This is a genomic window from Micromonospora tarapacensis, from assembly GCF_019697375.1.
GTDB lineage: Bacteria > Actinomycetota > Actinomycetes > Mycobacteriales > Micromonosporaceae > Micromonospora > Micromonospora tarapacensis.
Genome location: NZ_JAHCDI010000004.1, coordinates 4,074,490 through 4,091,115, shown reverse-complemented (window position 1 = coordinate 4,091,115; position 16,626 = coordinate 4,074,490). Strand labels below are relative to the sequence as shown.

At 68.2% G+C, this 16,626-nt stretch carries 11 protein-coding genes; 1 reads left to right on the top strand and 10 read right to left on the bottom strand.

Going from position 1 to position 16,626, the window contains the following annotated elements; all coding sequences use genetic code 11:
• Window positions 1-140: 140 nt before the first annotated feature.
• The 6 genes from KIF24_RS24535 to KIF24_RS24510 form a co-directional block, all read right to left on the bottom strand.
• The gene (locus tag KIF24_RS24535; protein WP_331461271.1) at window positions 141-1,109 is read right to left on the bottom strand and encodes a TauD/TfdA dioxygenase family protein; all 969 of its coding nucleotides are present in this window, start codon (window positions 1,107-1,109) and stop codon (window positions 141-143) included.
• The gene (gene asnB, locus KIF24_RS24530) at window positions 1,106-3,019 is read right to left on the bottom strand and encodes an asparagine synthase (glutamine-hydrolyzing) (protein WP_221086046.1); all 1,914 of its coding nucleotides are present in this window, start codon (window positions 3,017-3,019) and stop codon (window positions 1,106-1,108) included. Before asnB ends, KIF24_RS24535 begins: the two co-directional genes overlap by 4 nt.
• Window positions 3,020-3,021: 2 nt before the next feature.
• Complete coding sequence (locus KIF24_RS24525; protein WP_221086045.1) at window positions 3,022-10,056, bottom strand: non-ribosomal peptide synthetase; 7,035 nt, start codon at window positions 10,054-10,056, stop codon at window positions 3,022-3,024.
• A complete protein-coding gene (locus KIF24_RS24520) occupies window positions 10,050-10,784 on the bottom strand; it encodes a DUF6875 domain-containing protein (RefSeq protein ID WP_221086044.1) in 735 nt (244 codons plus the stop codon). The genes KIF24_RS24525 and KIF24_RS24520 overlap by 7 nt, the downstream gene beginning before the upstream one ends.
• A 182-nt stretch (window positions 10,785-10,966) precedes the next feature.
• Complete coding sequence (locus tag KIF24_RS24515) at window positions 10,967-11,992, bottom strand: TauD/TfdA dioxygenase family protein (RefSeq protein WP_331461270.1); 1,026 nt, start codon at window positions 11,990-11,992, stop codon at window positions 10,967-10,969.
• A gap of 283 nt (window positions 11,993-12,275) precedes the next feature.
• On the bottom strand, window positions 12,276-13,190 hold the full coding sequence (locus KIF24_RS24510; protein ID WP_221086043.1) for a phosphotransferase family protein: 915 nt from the start codon (window positions 13,188-13,190) through the stop codon (window positions 12,276-12,278).
• A gap of 327 nt (window positions 13,191-13,517) precedes the next feature.
• Here KIF24_RS24510 and KIF24_RS24505 point away from each other — a divergent pair, with 327 nt between their 5' ends.
• A complete protein-coding gene (locus tag KIF24_RS24505; RefSeq protein ID WP_221086042.1) occupies window positions 13,518-13,829 on the top strand; it encodes an MTH1187 family thiamine-binding protein in 312 nt (103 codons plus the stop codon).
• A gap of 4 nt (window positions 13,830-13,833) precedes the next feature.
• Here the strand turns inward: KIF24_RS24505 and KIF24_RS24500 are convergent, their stop codons facing one another.
• The 4 genes from KIF24_RS24500 to KIF24_RS24485 form a co-directional block, all read right to left on the bottom strand.
• The gene (locus tag KIF24_RS24500) at window positions 13,834-15,168 is read right to left on the bottom strand and encodes a hypothetical protein (protein WP_221086041.1); all 1,335 of its coding nucleotides are present in this window, start codon (window positions 15,166-15,168) and stop codon (window positions 13,834-13,836) included.
• Window positions 15,169-15,297: 129 nt separating this feature from the next.
• Window positions 15,298-15,489 carry a creatininase family protein gene (locus tag KIF24_RS24495; RefSeq protein WP_221086040.1) on the bottom strand — a complete coding sequence of 64 codons (192 nt, stop codon included), beginning with the start codon at window positions 15,487-15,489 and terminating at the stop codon, window positions 15,298-15,300.
• A gap of 12 nt (window positions 15,490-15,501) precedes the next feature.
• Window positions 15,502-16,002 (bottom strand): hypothetical protein, encoded by a 501-nt coding sequence (locus KIF24_RS24490; RefSeq protein WP_221086039.1) that lies wholly within the window; start codon window positions 16,000-16,002, stop codon window positions 15,502-15,504.
• Between the two features lie 350 nt (window positions 16,003-16,352).
• On the bottom strand, window positions 16,353-16,583 hold the full coding sequence (locus tag KIF24_RS24485) for a hypothetical protein (RefSeq protein WP_221086038.1): 231 nt from the start codon (window positions 16,581-16,583) through the stop codon (window positions 16,353-16,355).
• Between the last annotated feature and the right edge of the window lie 43 nt (window positions 16,584-16,626).

Genomic DNA, 16,626 nt, shown 5'->3' with positions numbered 1-16,626 from the left:
CGGATCTCGCCAGGGCTTGTGTCCGTCGGTGATTCGGCCGGCAACGCCGGCCCGTCCGAAAAGGCGCTGGGGCAGCGGCCTGCGCTCGCTGACGGCGGCCCGTCAGTCGATCGTGGTCGGGCGGGCCGGCGCTGCTGTAGTCAATCCTCGAACGCGGTGAGTGGTTCGCCGGCGATGATCTCGGAGGTGAATCCGTCGGGACCGGTGGGGCGGTCGCCGAGGATGGTCACTCGGTACATCGTGCGGCGTACGTCGAGGTGGGACAGGTCGGTGGCGGCGAGGTGGGCGGTCGCGCGGTTGTCCCACATGGCGACGCTGCCGGGCCGCCAGGTGAACCGCACGGTGTACTCGGGGCGGATGATCTGGGCGAAGAGCAGGTCGAGGAGCTTGGCGCTCTCGGCAGGGCTGAGGTCGGGGATCCGGCTGACGGAGGCCGGGTGGACGAACAGTGCCCGCTCGCCGGTCTCGGGGTGGACCCGGACCACGGGGTGGAGTGAGACCTGCGGGTCGTCGCGGTTCATCTTGCGGATCGCGATGTCCTCGGGGTCGGCGGGGTGCATCTGGCAGCCGGCGAAGAAGGTGTGCTCGGCCCGGAGTCCGTCGACGAGGTTGCGCAGCGGCTCGGAGAGGTTGTTGTACGCCGCGACGAGGTTGGTCCACTGGGTATCTCCCCCGAAGGGTGGGACCGTTTCGGCGCGCAGGATCGAGGCGGCCGGCGGGTTCACCGCGGGGGTGAGGTCGGTGTGCCAGCCCGCGGTGTAGGAGGTCCACTTCTGGCGGTACCGCTCCTCGAAGTCGCGCCCGTACCGCGCGTCTTCGGCGTCTGGGTCGATGGTGAGGATCTGCGGGAAGCCCTTGGGGTGGACGCCGTGTTTGGTCCCGGGGCGGCGGGTGAGTTCGCCGAACCGGCGGGCGAGGGCGATGTGCTCTGCGTGGGTCAGTTGCTGGTCGCGGAAGAAGATCACCTTGTGGGCGAGCAGTGCCGCGCGGATGGTCGAGATGACGTCGTCGTTCAGCGGCTGGGAGAGGTCGATGCCGTGGATCTCGGCGCCGATGTGGCCGGTGATCCGTTGGACGGTGATCTGGTCGGGGAGGGTCTGCGTCGTCACCGTTGGGTCCTTTCATCGGCGCCCCTGGGTGCGGGTACGCGGCGGGCTGATGTGCCGTGGGAGGTGAGGTCGGGGTCGGTAGCTTCGCTCGTCGTCGTCGGCTGCTGGCTGGCGGGGTCGGGGTGGGGGTGGGGGCGTTGGAGTTTGTGGTGCCATCTCCAGGTGGTCAGTAGCAGCCAGAGCGTCTTGGTCGGGAGGGCGGACAGTCTGTTGCCGGGCGGCAGGGTGAAGAGGTGGTTGACGAGCGGGTCGGCGTGCAGCTCGGCGGCGTGGAGGCGAACGAGCGCGGCGAGACTCCGATGCAGCGTGGTCGGTTCAGGGTGGGGGAAGACCTGCTTCGGCCGTGCCAGCAGCGCGGCCGGGAGCATCCCGGCGAGCGCGGCGCGCAGGATCGCTTTGCCTTGCCGGGTGTGGCGGTCGACGTGGTGTTCGAAGGGCAGCGTGAAGCACCACTCGACGAGGTGGTGGTCGAGGAACGGCACCCGGGTTTCCACCCCGGAGCGCATGCTGAGGTGGTCCTCGAACTGCACGACCCGGTTGAGTTGGGTGTGCATGAGCAGCCGATGAGCGCGTTCCAGCGGGGTGCCGGGTAGTCCGGCGTGGAAGTCGAGGACGCGCTCGTGCATCCGTGCGCGGTGGGCGAGGACTTCGGGGGTGAGTCCGATGGTCTGCCGGGAGCCGGGCAGTGAGTTGATGGTGGCGGTGGACGGCTGGCGTAGGTCGAGGATGTGGTTGACGAAGGTGGGCAGGCTGACGTAGCCGGCCATGGTTTCGTCGGCGCCTTGTCCGTTGAGTACGACCTTGAGTCCGAGGTTTCGGACGGTCCGGTAGTTGTGCGCGATGCTGACGTGCCGGACATCGTCGCCGATCGCCGCGAGGTCGCAGACCGTATCGACGTCGTCGAGTGTGACCGTGCTCGGGCGGGCGGCGATGCGGTGGGTGATCTGGCCGGTGTGCGCGGCGAGCAGCTTGCTGAAGCGCAGGTCGGCGTCGGCGGCGTCACGGGCCCGCCGGCACCCCGCGGTGGTGTGGGTGAGGGTGATGGCGGTGAGCGGGCCGGTGGCCGCGGCTGTGGCGGTGATGGCGCTGGAGTCCAGGCCGCCGCTGAGGAAGGCGGCGACCGGGACGTCCGCCACGAGCATGCTGGTCACACTGCGCTGGAACAGGGTGCCCAGTTCAGTGGATGCCGCCGGGGCGTCGGCCGGACGTTGTTCGGTGGTCTGGGTGGGGAGCTGCCAGTACGTGTGGGTGGTTTCGGATTCCTCGTGGTCGAGGGTGAGGTGGGTGGCGGGCGGTAGGGCGTGTACCTGGTCGATGAGGGTGAGTTGCCGGTCGACCTGGAGCGTGGACGAGCACAGTAGCTGCGAGTGGAAGGCGTCCAGGTCCGGTCGGCGTGGTACCTGGGGGCAACGTAGGAGGGCTTCGACTTCGGAGGCGAAGACGAGGAACCCGTTGCCGCGGTGGTAGTACAGCGGCTTAACACCGAGCCGGTCCCGCACGAGGTGCAGCTGCCGGGCGCGGTCGTCCCAGAGGGCGAAGGCGAACATGCCGTCGAACCGGTCGAGGGCGGCAGGTCCCCACTGCTGCCACGCGCGTAGGACGACTTCGGTGTCGGTGCCGGACTGGAAGCGGTGGCGGCGTTGTAGGTGGCTGCGCAGGTCGGTGAAGTTGTACAGCTCCCCGTTGTAGACGAGCGTCAGGTGGTCGCGGGTCATCGGCTGCGTGCCGTCCTCGGTGAGGTCGAGGATGCTCAGCCGCCGGTGTCCGAGCGTGATCTCGCGTCGGTGCCAGATATTTCCGCCGTCCGGGCCGCGGTGGGCCAGCGCGGCGGTGACCGCCCGAATCTCGTCCACGCCGGGCACGCTGCTGCCGCCTGAGGCGAACCGAAGGACTCCCGCGATGCCGCACACGCCTACCGCCCCTCGCCGTGCGGATCCTGCAACGGAGCGCGCAGGTGCTCCTCGATTTCCTTGAGTCCGGGGCCGGTGAGCATCGTCTGGTGGTCACCGGGCACGACTTCGACGCCGACGCACGTCCTGGCCAGGTTCTGCCAGCCGGCGAGGTCCTCCATCTGGCGGGCAGCTGTCTCGGCGGACAGGATCAACAGGAGGTTCTGCACTGATCCCTCCGGCTGCCAGGCGGTCAGCGCGGCGTGGTTGCGCACGATGATGTCCAGCCGCTGTTGGGCGAGCGCGTGCTCCGGCTCCGGACCGGTCAGGCCGAGCTGTTCGGCCAGCACCTGAGCCCGTGCCAGCGGCGGCAGATTCCTGGTCGTGTCGACGGCGGTCACCAGGGTCGCGTGGTCGAGGTGAGGGGCGAGTGTGCTCACCTGCGCCACCAGCGCGGCGGGGTCGCCGGCGCGGTCGAACGGCACGACGGGGTCCAACAGCGTCAGCCGTGTGCTCTGGCCATCCTGCTCCAGTCGGCGGGCGATCTCGTAGGCGATCACGGCTCCGAACGACCATCCGGTCAGCCGGTATGGGCCGGCTGGTTGCACCGAGCGGATCCGGTCGAGGTATGCCGCCGCCAGCATGGGGATGTCGGGGGCGTTGTCGTCGCGGTCATACGGCAGGCCGTAGCAGCTCTGCTTCGGCGCCAGCGCGCGGGCAAGCGGGGCGTACCAGTCGACGGCGCCGCCGACGGGGTGTACCAGCCAGTGCGGGTCGGCGGTGGCCTCGTGCCACCGGTCGGTCAGCGGTACGGCTCGGGCGGTGTGTTCGAGGGAGGCGACGAAGCGGTCGGCGACGGATTCGATGGCGTCGGCCCACACGCCCTCGTCGTAGCTGAACCGTGCCTGAAGCGTTCCTCGATCGACCGTGAAGGTGACGTGCAGCGGCGTGGGCAGGACGTTGCTCGGACTGATGGCCTGGCTCGTATCGAGGGGGGAGGAACGCAGCACGGCGCGCCCGTCGACGGTTGCCGTCTGCCCGAGGTAGTTGACGGTGACTTTCGGCAGGTCGAGCTTGCTGACCAGCGTGCCCAAGGAGCTGTCGGGTTCGAGGTAGCGGGCCCGCCCGAACGTGGCCCCGCCCACGGGCACCTGCGCCAACTGTTGGCCGAACGCGGCGGCCCAGTCGAGCAGGCGGTCGCCCTGCGGCGGCGACAGCAGGATCGGGTACAGGTTGGTGAGCCAGCCGACGACGCCATCGGCCGGGGGATCGCCGTCTCGACCGTGCCCTTCGACGAAGGTGTACAGACCTGGCCGATCTGATAGCGGCGCGAGCGCTTGGGCGAGCGCGGCGAGCAGGATCGACTCGGTGGTAGAGGAGTACAGGCGCGGCACGTCGTGGAGGAGGTGACGGGTCGCGTGCGGGGTCAGCTTCCGGGCGGTGTGCCGCAGATGTCCTACCGGTGCGGGCTTGGCGAGCCGACCGATCCCGAAGGTGGGCTTGGGCTGGTCGAGCAGGCCCCGCCAGTAGCCGAGTTCCGTATCGCTGGGCGCACTCGGCGGGGACAACTCGGGGAGACCCGGTGCGGGCTGGTCGGGCAGCGGTTCGCCGAGGGCCAGCCGCCGGCACGCCGATTCGATGTCCTCGCCGAGGATGTTCCAGGACACCGCGTCGATGATCAGGTGGTGTGCGACCAGGTACAACCATCGCTGCGGGCTGCCCGGCCTGCTGAACACCACGATCCGGAACAGCGGACCGTCCTCGATGTTGAGGGACCGTTGCAGCTCGTTGAGTTCCTGCGGGAGGACTTGTTCGGCGGGACCGGACAGCACCCGCTGTTCGATCCGTACCGGGTTGTCTTCGAGGAACGCCAGCCAGGTGTGTCCGTCGCGGCGGAACCGGGTGCGGAAGGCGTCGTGGCGTGCGATGGTCCAGACCAGAGCCTCCAGCAGCGTCGGCTGTGGGGTGTCCGGAGCGATCTGAAACAGCCTGGCCTGGTTGAAGTGGTGCGGGTTGGCGAACCGCTGGGCGAAGAACCAGCCTTGGATCGGGGTGAGGCCGATCACCGTTCCCGGCGGTCGGCGTACCGCCGTCGCGCCCGTCGTCGTGTCGACCATCAGCGCTGCCATGGCTTCGACGGTGCGGGCCTGGAGCACCTGAGCCGCGGTGAGGTGCATGCCGTGCGTGCGGGCCCGGTTGGCCAGACGGATGGCCTGAAGTGAGTCGCCGCCGAGGGCGAAGAAGTCGTCGCCGGGGCTCGCCGAGGTGCCGAGCACGTCGCGCACGAGGGTGATCAGCCGGGATTCCCGTTCGGTGGCTGTCCGCCCGGGAGGTGCCGACTCGGCGTGCTCGCGGGGTGCGGGAAGCCGGCTCGGATCGATCTTGCCGGTCGAGGTACGCGGAAGCGCGGGCAGCACGGTGTAGGAGGCGGGCACCATGTAGCTCGGCAGCCGGTCGGTGACCCAGCCACGCAGCTGTGTCACCAGGTGGTCGGCCGGCTGGTCGGAGGCGACGTAGGCCAGCAGCCGGCCGGGCCCGTCGCCGGGCTGCTGGAGGAGGACGAACACGTCGTCGACCTGAGGGTGTCGGGTGAGGCAGCGGCGTACCTCCCCGAGTTCGATGCGATAGCCGCGGAGCTTGACCTGCTCGTCCAGGCGACCAAGGATCTCGAACTCGCCGCGCTGGTTCAGCCGGGCCCGGTCCCCGGTGCGGTACAGCCGCGTCCCGGCGAGCGGCCAGCCCTCGGCGATCACGAACCGATCCAGCGTCAGGCCGGGACGCTGGTGGTAACCGGCGGCCACCCCAGCGCCGCCGATGTGCAGCTCGCCAGCGGCGCCGATGGGTGCGAGCCTGCGCTGCGGGTCGAGCACGAACAGGCTCGCGTTCGCGACCGGGCGCCCGACGCTGACCCGGCTGACGGTCGACTGCGTCTGCGGGTCATACAGACGCGCCGCAGAGCTGAAGACGGTGGTTTCGGTGGGTCCGTACTCGTTGAGCAGGACCGCGTGTGGCAGGTGGGTGGCGTGCCCGATTACCAGGTCCAGCGGGCAGGGCTCGCCGCCGACCGCGACGAGACGCAGCGACCTCCCCCACCCGTCGGGGCCGCCGACGAGGTGCTGGTAGAACGAGGGCACCACGTTGAGGTGGGTGACCGCGTGCTGCTCGACCAGGTGCCGTAGCGCGTCGGGGTCGCGGGTTTCGTCCTCGGCCGGCGGGAACACCACCGTGCCGCCGAGCGTGAGGGTCCAGAAGATTACCGAGGTGGCCACGTCGAAGATCGGTGGCAGGGTGACCAGGGTGCGCGGCGCCTGGGCGCCGACGAGCGCCGTGCGGGCCTGGATCGCGGCGGCGGCGTTGCTGTGGGTGGCCAGGACCGCTTTCGGGGTGCCGGTCGAGCCGGAGGTGTAGACGAGGTACGCCGCCGAGACGGGCTCGACCTGCGGCCGGACGGGTGCCGCTACGTGTTCGGCGTCCGGCCGGTCAGCCACGATGAGAGGCACGTCGAGCCGCCGCAGATCGGCGGCCGTGGCCGCCGTGCAGACCAGCGCGACGGGTTGGGCGTCGGCGACGAGCAGGTCCACGCGGGCGGGCGGCTGTTGATCGTCAAGGCACAGGTACACCCCGCCTCGGCGCAGGACGGCCAGGCACGAGGCGACCAGCTCCGGCGACCTCGGTACGGCGATCGCCACGATCGCCCCCGCGCCCACCCCATGCTGGGCGAGCTGTTGCTCCAGGTGCGCGGAGAGCTGGTCGAGGTCCTGGTATGTGACCTGCCGGTCGCCCTGCACCACGGCCGTCGCGTCGGGTCGCTGGGCGATGCTCGCGTCGGCGCCGCCGTGCAGCGTGGGGTGCGCGACCGCGACCTGCGGGCCTGTCCCGGCCCGCAGAATGGTGGCGGCCTGATCGCGGCCGAGCAGGTCCAGCGCGTCAACGCGTTCGTCCCAGCCCTCGATCAACACGTCGAGAACGTGGCTGAAGTTCGTCAGCAGGGCCTGCGCGGTGGCCCGATCGAACAGCTCCTCGTCGTACTCCCACAGCACCTGCACCCCGTCGTGCGACAGGCCGGACCCGGCCTCGGGCGGATGCGGCACACACACGACGTTGAGATCATTCTTTGCCGACCCGTTGTGCTCGATGACGAGTTCACCGCGCAGGTCGCCGACCTCGAACCGGGGTCGGGGGCTGTCGTGGAAGGCGAACATCAGCGAGAACAGCGGATTGCGGGATGCATCCCGCGGCAGCCCCAGCCGCCGGACGATCTCGACCAGCGGGAACTCCTGGTGGTCTTGCGCCTGCAAGATCGTCTGCATCGTGTCCGCGACCACCTGCGACACGGTCCGGTCCCCGGCGATGGACAGGCGCAGTGGCAGCGCGTTGACGAACATGCCCATCATCGGTGCCGTGTTCGGCAGGCGCCGGTTGGACAGCGCCGAGCCGATCACCATGTCGTCCTCGCCGGTGTGCCGCCACACGAGGGACGCGAATGCGGTCAAGAACACCGCGAACCGGCTAACCCGATTCCGCGCGCAGAGGGCATCCACGCCGGCGACAGTCGCTACGGGTATCTCGGCACGCAGGCAGCCGCCGCGGAAGGTTCGCCGCTGTGGTCGGGGATGGGCCGGTTGGAACGTCATGCCTTGAGGCGAGCAGCCGTCGAGCGTGCGCTGCCAGAACCGGCCCTGCTCCGCGAAGTCCTCCGTCGTGGTCCACTCCTGGTACCAGCGGGCGTAGTCCCGGTACTGCACCGGCAGCGACGCAAGGTCGGGCTGCCTGCCCTCGACAGCGGCGCGGTAGACGTCCCGGATCTCCCGCAGCCACAGCACCGCCGACCAGCCGTCGTGCACGAAGTGATGCTCGACCTGCAACAGGCTGAACGACGTCGGCGACAACCGGTACAGGTGCCACCGCACCAGCGGCAGTGTCCCGACATCGAACCGGCGCTGGATCTGCCGATCCACCTCAGCAGCCATAGCCGCGGCGCCCAGCGCCTCACCGACGTGGGCCAGGTCGACGACATCGACGCGGACCGGCCACGGCTCGTGGATCACCTGGACCGGCCCGTCCGGGCCGTCGTGGAAGGTCGTGCGCAGGATTTCGTGCCGCGCCACGATGTACGACAGAGCCGCCTCCAGCGCCGGCACGTCCAACGGGCCGGTCAACCTCAGCGAGCACTGCGCGTTGTAGGCCAAGCTGCGCGGGGCGAACTGGTGTAACACCCAGATCTGCTGTTGCTGGGCGCTCAAGGGCGCCGGACCGTGGCATTGCGGCGCGGCGACCAGCGGTGGCCGACTCCCGGGGACCGCGACCTGGATATGGGCCGCGATCGCCCGAACTGTGGGGTCCTCGAACAGCGCGCTGATCGGCACCTCGACGCCATACCGACTGGAGATCCCCGCCGCGATCTGGACGAACGCCAGCGAGTTCGCACCTACCTGCGTCAACGGCGTCACCACGCCGACCGCGGAGCGGCCCAGGATGTCGGCCACCTCGACGGCCAGTGACTCCTCCAACGGGCTCGCCACCTCAGCCACCGAGTCACCGGCCGGCGCGGCCGGCTCCGGCAGGCGCGACTCATCGACCTTCCCGGACGGTGTGCGCGGCAACTCGTCCACGACCACGTACGCCGACGGCTTCATGTAGGCAGGCAGCCGCTCACTCAGGTAGGCGTCCAGGCCGGCGGTGTCCCACCCCTCGCGGTCGCCGCCGCCCGGCTCGGCGACCAGGTACGCCACGAGGACGACTCCGCGTCCAACCGTGGCGGCGCGCACGTACGCCTGGACAACCCCGGGATGGGACATCAAGACCGTTTCCACGTGCCCGGCCTCGACGCGGTTACCACCCACCTTGACCTGCCGGTCGATGCGGCCCAGGAACACGCACTCACCGCTGTCGGTCACCTCGACCAGGTCACCGGTTCGGTAGGCCCGCTGCCCGTCGATCTGAACGAACCGCTGCGCGGTCAACTCGGGCTGATGCAGGTAGCCCAGGGCGAGGTTCGAGCCGGTGATGCACAACTCGCCCCGACCGCCCGAGCGGACCGGATTGCCGGCGTCGTCCAGCACGAGGTAGCCGGTGTTGATGATCGGCCGACCGAGCGTCAACGGCGCACGCCGGCCGGTCTGCCCGTCGTACACATGCGCGTAGCTCGACCACACGCACGCCTCGGTCGGCCCGTACTCGTTGTACAAGGACGTGGAAGGCAGCAACTCGGCATGCCGGTCGATCAGAACCTCACTCCACCGCTCGCTGCCGATCATCACCGCCACCAGCCCGGTCGGCGGAGCAGTGGCGGCGCGCTGCAAGAACGGGGCATACAGCGACGCCGCGTAGACCAGATGCGTGATGTGGTCGCCGTGTACCAAGGCCAGCGTGGCGCCGACGTCGCGCAGCCGCGAGTCGGCGACCACCAGCGTGCCCCCCGACAGCAGCGTCCACCACAGCACCCCGGACGCCAGGTCGAACGCTACGGAGTGCACCAGCGGCACCCGCTCCGGGATCCCGTAGGCCAGCGTCCGTGCCCCGGTCGAGTTCAGCAGCGCACGGTGGCTGACCACGACGCCCTTCGACCGTCCGGTCGAGCCGGAGGTGTAGATCACATACGCGGGATCATCCGCACTCGGCGAGGCGTCGGCGGGTTCGGACCTGTCCGTGGAAGCCAGGGCGTCGTAGGTGACGACCAATGCACCGCAGGTGCCGAGAGGCGCGGCGCGGTCCGGCGTGGTTACCACCACCGCCGGCTGAGCCTGCCGCAGCACATCGAGCAGGTAGTCGTCGGGCATGTCGACGTCGAGCGGCAGGTAGACGGCGCCGGACCGCACCACGCCGAGCACCGTGCAGACGAACTCGACCGACGCCTCCAGCACCACGGCGACCAGCGGCATCGGCCCGGTCGTCTCGCCGAGCGGCGTCACCAGTGCTGCGGCCACCGCTCGTGATGCCTCGTCAACCTCGGAGTATGTGGTCGTCCGCCCCTTGTACCGCAGCGCCGGACGATCCGCGTGAGACACCGCTATCGCCCGCCACGCGCTGCCGAGGTGCCCACCCAGGTCGATCAGCATGGGATCCTCCCGGTCGCGCTGGTCTCGGCATCGGCGATGCTGCGGGTGACCCGAGCGTGGAGCGTGGGGTTGACCTGTCCTCCGAGGTGCTCCAGGAAGTGCCGCAGGTACTGGACCCGCTCGGCCGGTGGCGTCTCCGGCCGATCGAGGAACATCAGGTCATGTGGGGTCATCGCCCTGACGGCGTACATCGGTGCAGGCGCTCGCATGACCTGGAAGTTGGGGTTACGGACGCTGGCGACGGTGCTGGACGGATGGAACTCGCCGAGCATGAGACCTCGCCTCACGAACTCCATCCGCAACACCTGGTGCCCGCCGTCGATGAAGGCGGCCGTCGCGGCCGGCTGAACGTCGGGGAAGAAGGCCAGCAGTGCTCCCGAACGGAAGTCCGTCTGCTCATTGAAGATCTCGCGGAACAGCGCCGGCAGGTACAGGCCCTTTTCCACGGCCTCGCCCCTGTCCGAACGCTGGGTACGGATCGTCACGAGCCAGACGAGATCGCGGTCCATGGCGTATCTGAGCCTCGTGCACACGTCGCCCGGCCGCTTGATGTCGGGATGCGGAGCCGCCACGAACTCGTCGAGCCAACGCAGACAGGACCGGTACGTGGGGTACTGCGGGAACAGCGCCGAAGCGTTGTTGATGTCGGTGAGTGACCCGTTCTCGAAGGGATAGCGCTCAACCACGGCATGGGCCACCTGCGCCATGCCGGTTGGCGGGCTTACCATCGTCTTCCTCCATGATCGCTTGGGCGGCACTGCTGGGCACGGACGAGGAGCACGGACGGGGCTTGTGTGGCCGCGGGGGTACTGAGGCGGATCACTCAGGGGATCGCTCGATGGGGTGCCGAGCGTGGGGGCGAGAATCACCGGTGTGCAGGGCTGCTGCTGCTTCGGCGCTTCGACGAGGTCTAGGCGCCGGGCTCGGTACCGAACGGCCTCCCGCTGACCAACTCGGAGACGAAACCGTCGGGGCCGATCGGCTTGTCCCCGACGATCGTCACGCGGTGCAGCGTTCGTCTCGTCCCCGGCTTCAGGTCCGTTGCCGCGATATGAGCCGTCGACCGGTTGTCCCACATCGCCACCGAACCCTCCTCCCAGCGGAAGCGGACCGTGTACTCCGGCCTCGTGATCTGAGCGAACAGCAGGTCGAGGATGTGCCCGCTTTCGGCGGGCGACAGCCCGAGGATCCTGCCCGTACGCGAGGGATTGACGAACAGTGCCCGCTCGCGGGTTTCCGGATGGACCCGAACAACCGGGTGGACGGCGACCAGCGGGTCGCCGTCGATCATGTCGATGATTTCCCGATCGATCGGGTCGTGGTCGACCATTCGGTATCCGGCGAAGAAACTGTGCTCGGCCCGCAGGGAGTCGACGAAGGCGCGCAGCGGCGCTGAAAGCCCTTCGTAGGCCGCGACCAGGTTCGTCCACTGAGTGTCCCCACCCACCGACGGGGCCACCTCCGCGCGCAGGATCGAGGCGGCTGGAGGGTTGACGGCATGGGTCATGTCCGAATGCCAACCCGTGATCGTCGTTGCCCACCGCGTCCGGTAGTGAGCCTCGTAGTCCCGGCCGTAACGCTCCTCATCGATCTGAGGCGAGATCGTCAGGATCTGGGGGTACTCGTCCAAAGCCGCGTTACTCTGCGTACGAGAACGACGCGTGAGTTCGCCGAACCGCTGCCCGAGCGCGACGTGCTGGGCGTGGGTGAGCGTTTGCCCGCGGAAGAACAGCACCTTGTGGGCCAACAACGCCCTGCGGATCTCCGCCACGGCGCCATCGGTCAACGACTCTGCCAAATCCAATCCCACGACCTCGGCACCGATGTGGCCGGCGACCGGGCGGACATCAAGCTGCCCTGCGGTTGGGGTGTTGACGGAAGCTTGCGTCGACATTCTTGTCCTGCCTTCCGAATTCGCCTCGACAAAAGCCGCCACAATTACGTCGCAGCCCTGGCGGCTTCCTCGGGACCATGCGATTACGACGCTTGATGTAACCGACTGCACCACCAACCATCACAGAGCGCATTGTGCACTGGGAATACCTACCTGTGGTCCGACCTCGCGTCCGACCTTCGGTCCGACATGGCCTTGAGCTGCCTACACATGCGCGCACGCCCAGGATCAACGCGGAAGACGGCCGAGCCTCTAGATTGAGATGCCCGCCTTGATCAGGGTGCAGTCGGCGAGGTGCCGGTCCGATCTGCCGACCAACATTGCATCAGACTGCTGTCCAGCGAACGGTGCGGTCGTTGTCGCGTAGCGAGCTGAGTCGGCGTCGGAGTTCGGCCAGCGCGGCGGGTTTGCGAGGCCCAGTTCGGACGTATGCCGCGAGCGAGTGGAGATCGCGGATATCGCGAAGCGTCTGGTAAGAGGGCCAGGCGGCAACGTCGTATCCGTAGGCATTGGTGAAGGCGATGCGTTCGTCGTCGGGATCGCCGAATCGACTGCCGGGAGCGCCGACGAGCACTACATCCAATTCGCGTGGACCGATACAAGCGCCTTCCCAGTCGGTCAGGAGGTAACCGTACGAATTGGTTGGGTCGGGTAAGAGGTTGCCGGGGTGGACGTCGTTGTGAATGAGTCCCGACCCGAGCGGGAATCCCATAGCCGCGTACTGCGTAGCCAGATCATCGATACGGGTTTGCAGGAAGGTGGCCTCGTCAGGACGCAGGGCTGGCTCGGGTCGGGCCGCGTCCAAGCGCAGCGCGGCGCGTAGCCGCCCGAGGGGGTCTGCGGTCGGCAGGTCCACCGGCGGAGGAGGCATTGTGTGCAGCGTGCGCAGGACCCGTCCGAGCGCCCTGTTGACCGTGACCGGCGTGTCCAGCGGATGTGGGGCGACCTCTTGCCAGACGGTGGCCACGTATCCTTCGGCCTCGATGGGTTCCGGTACGGCGGGGCGGATCGTCGGAAAGCTCTGCGTTGCCAGCCATCCGGTGAGCCGGACCGCGCGGCGGGCTCGCGCCTCGGCGTCTTGCGACTGCGGGACTAGCCGGATCACCACATGGTCCTGCGGTAGTGCGACCGTCGCCGCATCGTGCACCCGAAGGGGGCGGGCCTGGCCGGCGTCGAGTCCGAGCCGTCGCGCCACCGCGTGCGTAGCGCTCGTGATGGGCTGTGGGAGGAGATCAGGCATCGGTGAGGACGCTCTCGATACGACGTTGGAACTGCGCCACTGCGGGTATGGCCGCATGCGGCCCGGTGAGCGTTCTCAGCGTGCGAAGGCGGTCCAGTGCCCGAGGCGAGGTGAGTGTGTCTGCGTCGTCCAGTGCCTGGCCCCGATCGCGACGGCGGGCTGCCGGTGGCGTTGGTTCACGCGATGGTCGACCGGGCCCGTCCACGTTCCGCTGTGGAATCTCCCGCTGCTTAGGATTTGGTGCAGGGATGCCGAGCGGCACTGAGTTGTTCGATCAAGGCGGGTAGGCTCGGGTCCGCTACTGTATCCAAGTCGGAGGAGTCCGTCATGTCGGTTTTGGCCGCGTTCTCGGTTACCCCACTCGGAGTCGGCGAGGATGTGGGGGAGGTTGTGGCGGAGGCGATACGGGTGGTCCGCGCGTCCGGCCTACCCAACCAGACCGATGCGATGTTCACGCTGATTGAGGGCGATTCCTGGGACGAGGTACTTGACGTCATTAAGCAAGCGGTCGAAGCGGTAGCAGGCCGGGCGCCGAGGGTCAGCACGGTCATCAAGGTGGACTACCGACCATCAGCGTCCGGCGCGCTAACGGGCAAGGTGGAGGCGGTAGAACGGTACATCGCTGCCGACAACGGCTAGGTGATCACCTTACGCGGTTCGGACCGATAGCGTCGCCCTGGTGTAGGTCGGCGAGCAGGTCCGAGCAGGCCCGCATCGTGGGTAGCATCCGCATCTTCTGCGGCGCAGAGATGATTATCTTCGATGCGGTGGCGGTAAATATCGGTGCGCAGTGTTCGCGGGGAAGCGTACCCAACGTCGTCAGGATTAGATCTGACCCTGAGCCCGGCTGGTCGCTGGCGATGAGCCCGGCGGCCCTATCCAGGCTGATGATGGCCCTATCGCCGACGACGTCGTGCGGGTAGAGTTCCAGCGCCTGCCGATGAGCGATCCAGGCGGCGGGATATTCGGCGAGTTTGGTCAAGAGTCGTCCCTCGTAGAACAGCCGTCGTCGTGGAGAGAATCCAAACACCGTCTCGGCGCGAACTTCCTCAGTGGTTGCGTCGTAGGCTCGTTTGGCATGGGACAGCGCCGCTTGAGCGCGGTCCCGGTGCTGGCTGCCCAGGTGCGCCCATCCGAGTGCCTCCAGCATCGGTGCCAATGCTCTGGCCATGCAATTGCGGTCTTTTCCTGCGAGCCTGCGCGCCTGTTGAGCGAGATGGATGGCAGCCGCTGGATGTCCGTGATAGAGAGGCAACATCGCAGCGAGTGCGCGGATGTCTGCGCGAAGCTCCGGAACTTCGGACTTGTCTGCGGCAACGGTGGCGGTGGCGTACCAGGCACGGGCAGCATCGGTCTGTCCGACTACGTTCATCTCATCAGCGGTCAGCACGGCCAGCTTGGCCAGGATCATCCGCAGTCGTTGGAGAGAGGATATCGTTGGGCCGTGACGGATCAGGTGTATCGTGGCAAGGAAGTCGAGGGCCATTCGTGAGATCATCTCGAACGGGGCTACGGTCAGCGCATCTCGGGCATGACTGGTCACTGCCGATTCGAGCTGCTGCATTTTGGCGCTAAGCGGGAACCCATCGTCGAGCGCCTCATCAATGATGTGTCGGATGTTGTCGGTTGCGGCGACAACCGTGGTGACATCGCGGACTGTGCCCGTCGCTCCGCTGTGGAGCAGCCGCCGTAGAGCCTCGGACGGCAGTCCGATGTCGTGGGTGACGATCTCGGATTCGGCGCGGCGAGCGCTGACGCTGTCGGTGCGTCGTGGGCTGTAGAGGTCCAGTTCGATGTCGGTGGGGACGCCAAAGACATGTCGCAAGGCTGCGCGACGTTCCTCGCTGGGCCAGCGGTGCTCTCCGCGTTCGAGCTTGCCTACCCAGCGGTGGTCGACATACTGGCTGGTGAGGTCCCGTTTGGGGTAGAGCTGGTTGAGGGCGGCGTTGACGGCGTCGGCCAGCTCGGACCGGGACATACCCTGTCCAGTGCGACAGGGCGATGGCATATGGGCGCGCCTCCCCGCGAGCAGTGTGTTGGGTGTGATTACCGTCTCTGGGTGACGAGGCATCTAGACCTCCTCTGCATGGGCTAGGACTGCGCTCGGTTACTGCTCGTCCAGCAGGCTGGACAGATGATTGTCGAACGATTCTGCCAGGCTTGCCAGTAGGGCTCGGCCCTTGTCCGTGGCCAGTGGTAGGAACGAGCTGTGCTGCTCGAAGCTGCCGATGGGCAGCACCGCGATGCTCGGTGTGCGGGCGGCGACGTCGGTGCTGGTGGTGGTGAGGATCAAGTCCACTCGGTCATTCTGTCACTGGCGGGTCACGGCGACGCGGTGCGCCTCAACGAACGCGCGTACCGAGGCGAGGGTGCCGTGCGGGCGTAACGCGATCGCGAGCGGCTGAGTCGCCCGGATGATGCGGTACGAGCCGGTCTCCTGGGCCAGCCGCAGCGCGCTCATTCCGTGGCCGGCGGCACGTTCGGGATCATGGTGGAGGAAGCAGTCGGCAAGGTGAGCGTGCCACATCCCGCTGTCGATCGACGCACTGGCGGGTCGGTCGTCGAGGAGTTCCTCGAAAATCGACTTGGCGGAAGCCGGATCACCGAGGAGTTGCCGACGGCGGGCCTCAACGGCGGCCACGTACCGCGGTTCGCAGTGTCGCGCGAACTTGTCTTCGTCCCCGCCATCAGCGCCGGCATTCCGCAGCTCCCGGCGGGCGGCGGTGATGGCGGTGCTCGTGTCGTCATCGCCGCCGGCCGCCAGCGCCTCGGCTAGCCGGGTCAGGCACAGGGCGCGCGTGCGCGCTGGCACCGGGCCGTGCACCAGCGATCGGCGTGAGAGTGCGATCGCGGCCCGGACGTCGCCGTTGTCCAGGGCACGCTGGCTTTGCCGCATACTGCCCGGCCCGCTGCGCGACGAAGCTGCGTACGTGCTCCCGCGAGCAGCGTATTCGGGGTGACCATGGTTTCCGGGTGACGAGGCACCGACGCTTTCCTTGGACCGGACGGAGTTCCAGAGCGTGGGGCATCTCAGCCTATCGGTAATACGGCAGTAACCCTGACAACGGTCCGGCCGCGAGGCGCCTGTGACGCTGCCGAAGAACTGCCGGGGAGGAACGGCGTCCCGAGCGCACGGCCATGTCGAGTCGTTGCCTGGGCGATTTAGTTCGTATCCGTCGTTCGTCTTGGGCTACGGAAACCGAGTTCGGCATCCTCGGCAGCGCTCAGAACGAATCGCAGAGCGGCACGGCGCTCGGAGTTGGGCCAGCGATGTTCACCGCGCTCCAGCTTGTCGACCCATCGGTGGTCAACGTCGAGGTTGCCGCAGCTGCGGTTCGGGTACAGGCGGTCGAGGGCGGCGTTGACCGCATCGGCAAGTTCGGACCGGGACATGTGCTGTCCCGGTCGCTGCGGCGAAGCCTGACGTCGGCGTGCG

Excerpts from the sequence above, each read along its gene's own strand:
- KIF24_RS24525 (WP_221086045.1), bottom strand. The coding sequence starts at position 10,056 with ATGCTGATCGACCTGGGTGGGCACCTCGGCAGCGCGTGGCGGGCGATA.
- KIF24_RS24520 (WP_221086044.1), bottom strand. The coding sequence starts at position 10,784 with ATGGTAAGCCCGCCAACCGGCATGGCGCAGGTGGCCCATGCCGTGGTT.
- KIF24_RS24510 (WP_221086043.1), bottom strand. The coding sequence starts at position 13,190 with ATGCCTGATCTCCTCCCACAGCCCATCACGAGCGCTACGCACGCGGTG.
- KIF24_RS24505 (WP_221086042.1), top strand. The coding sequence starts at position 13,518 with ATGTCGGTTTTGGCCGCGTTCTCGGTTACCCCACTCGGAGTCGGCGAG.
- KIF24_RS24500 (WP_221086041.1), bottom strand. The coding sequence starts at position 15,168 with ATGTCCCGGTCCGAGCTGGCCGACGCCGTCAACGCCGCCCTCAACCAG.
- KIF24_RS24485 (WP_221086038.1), bottom strand. The coding sequence starts at position 16,583 with ATGTCCCGGTCCGAACTTGCCGATGCGGTCAACGCCGCCCTCGACCGC.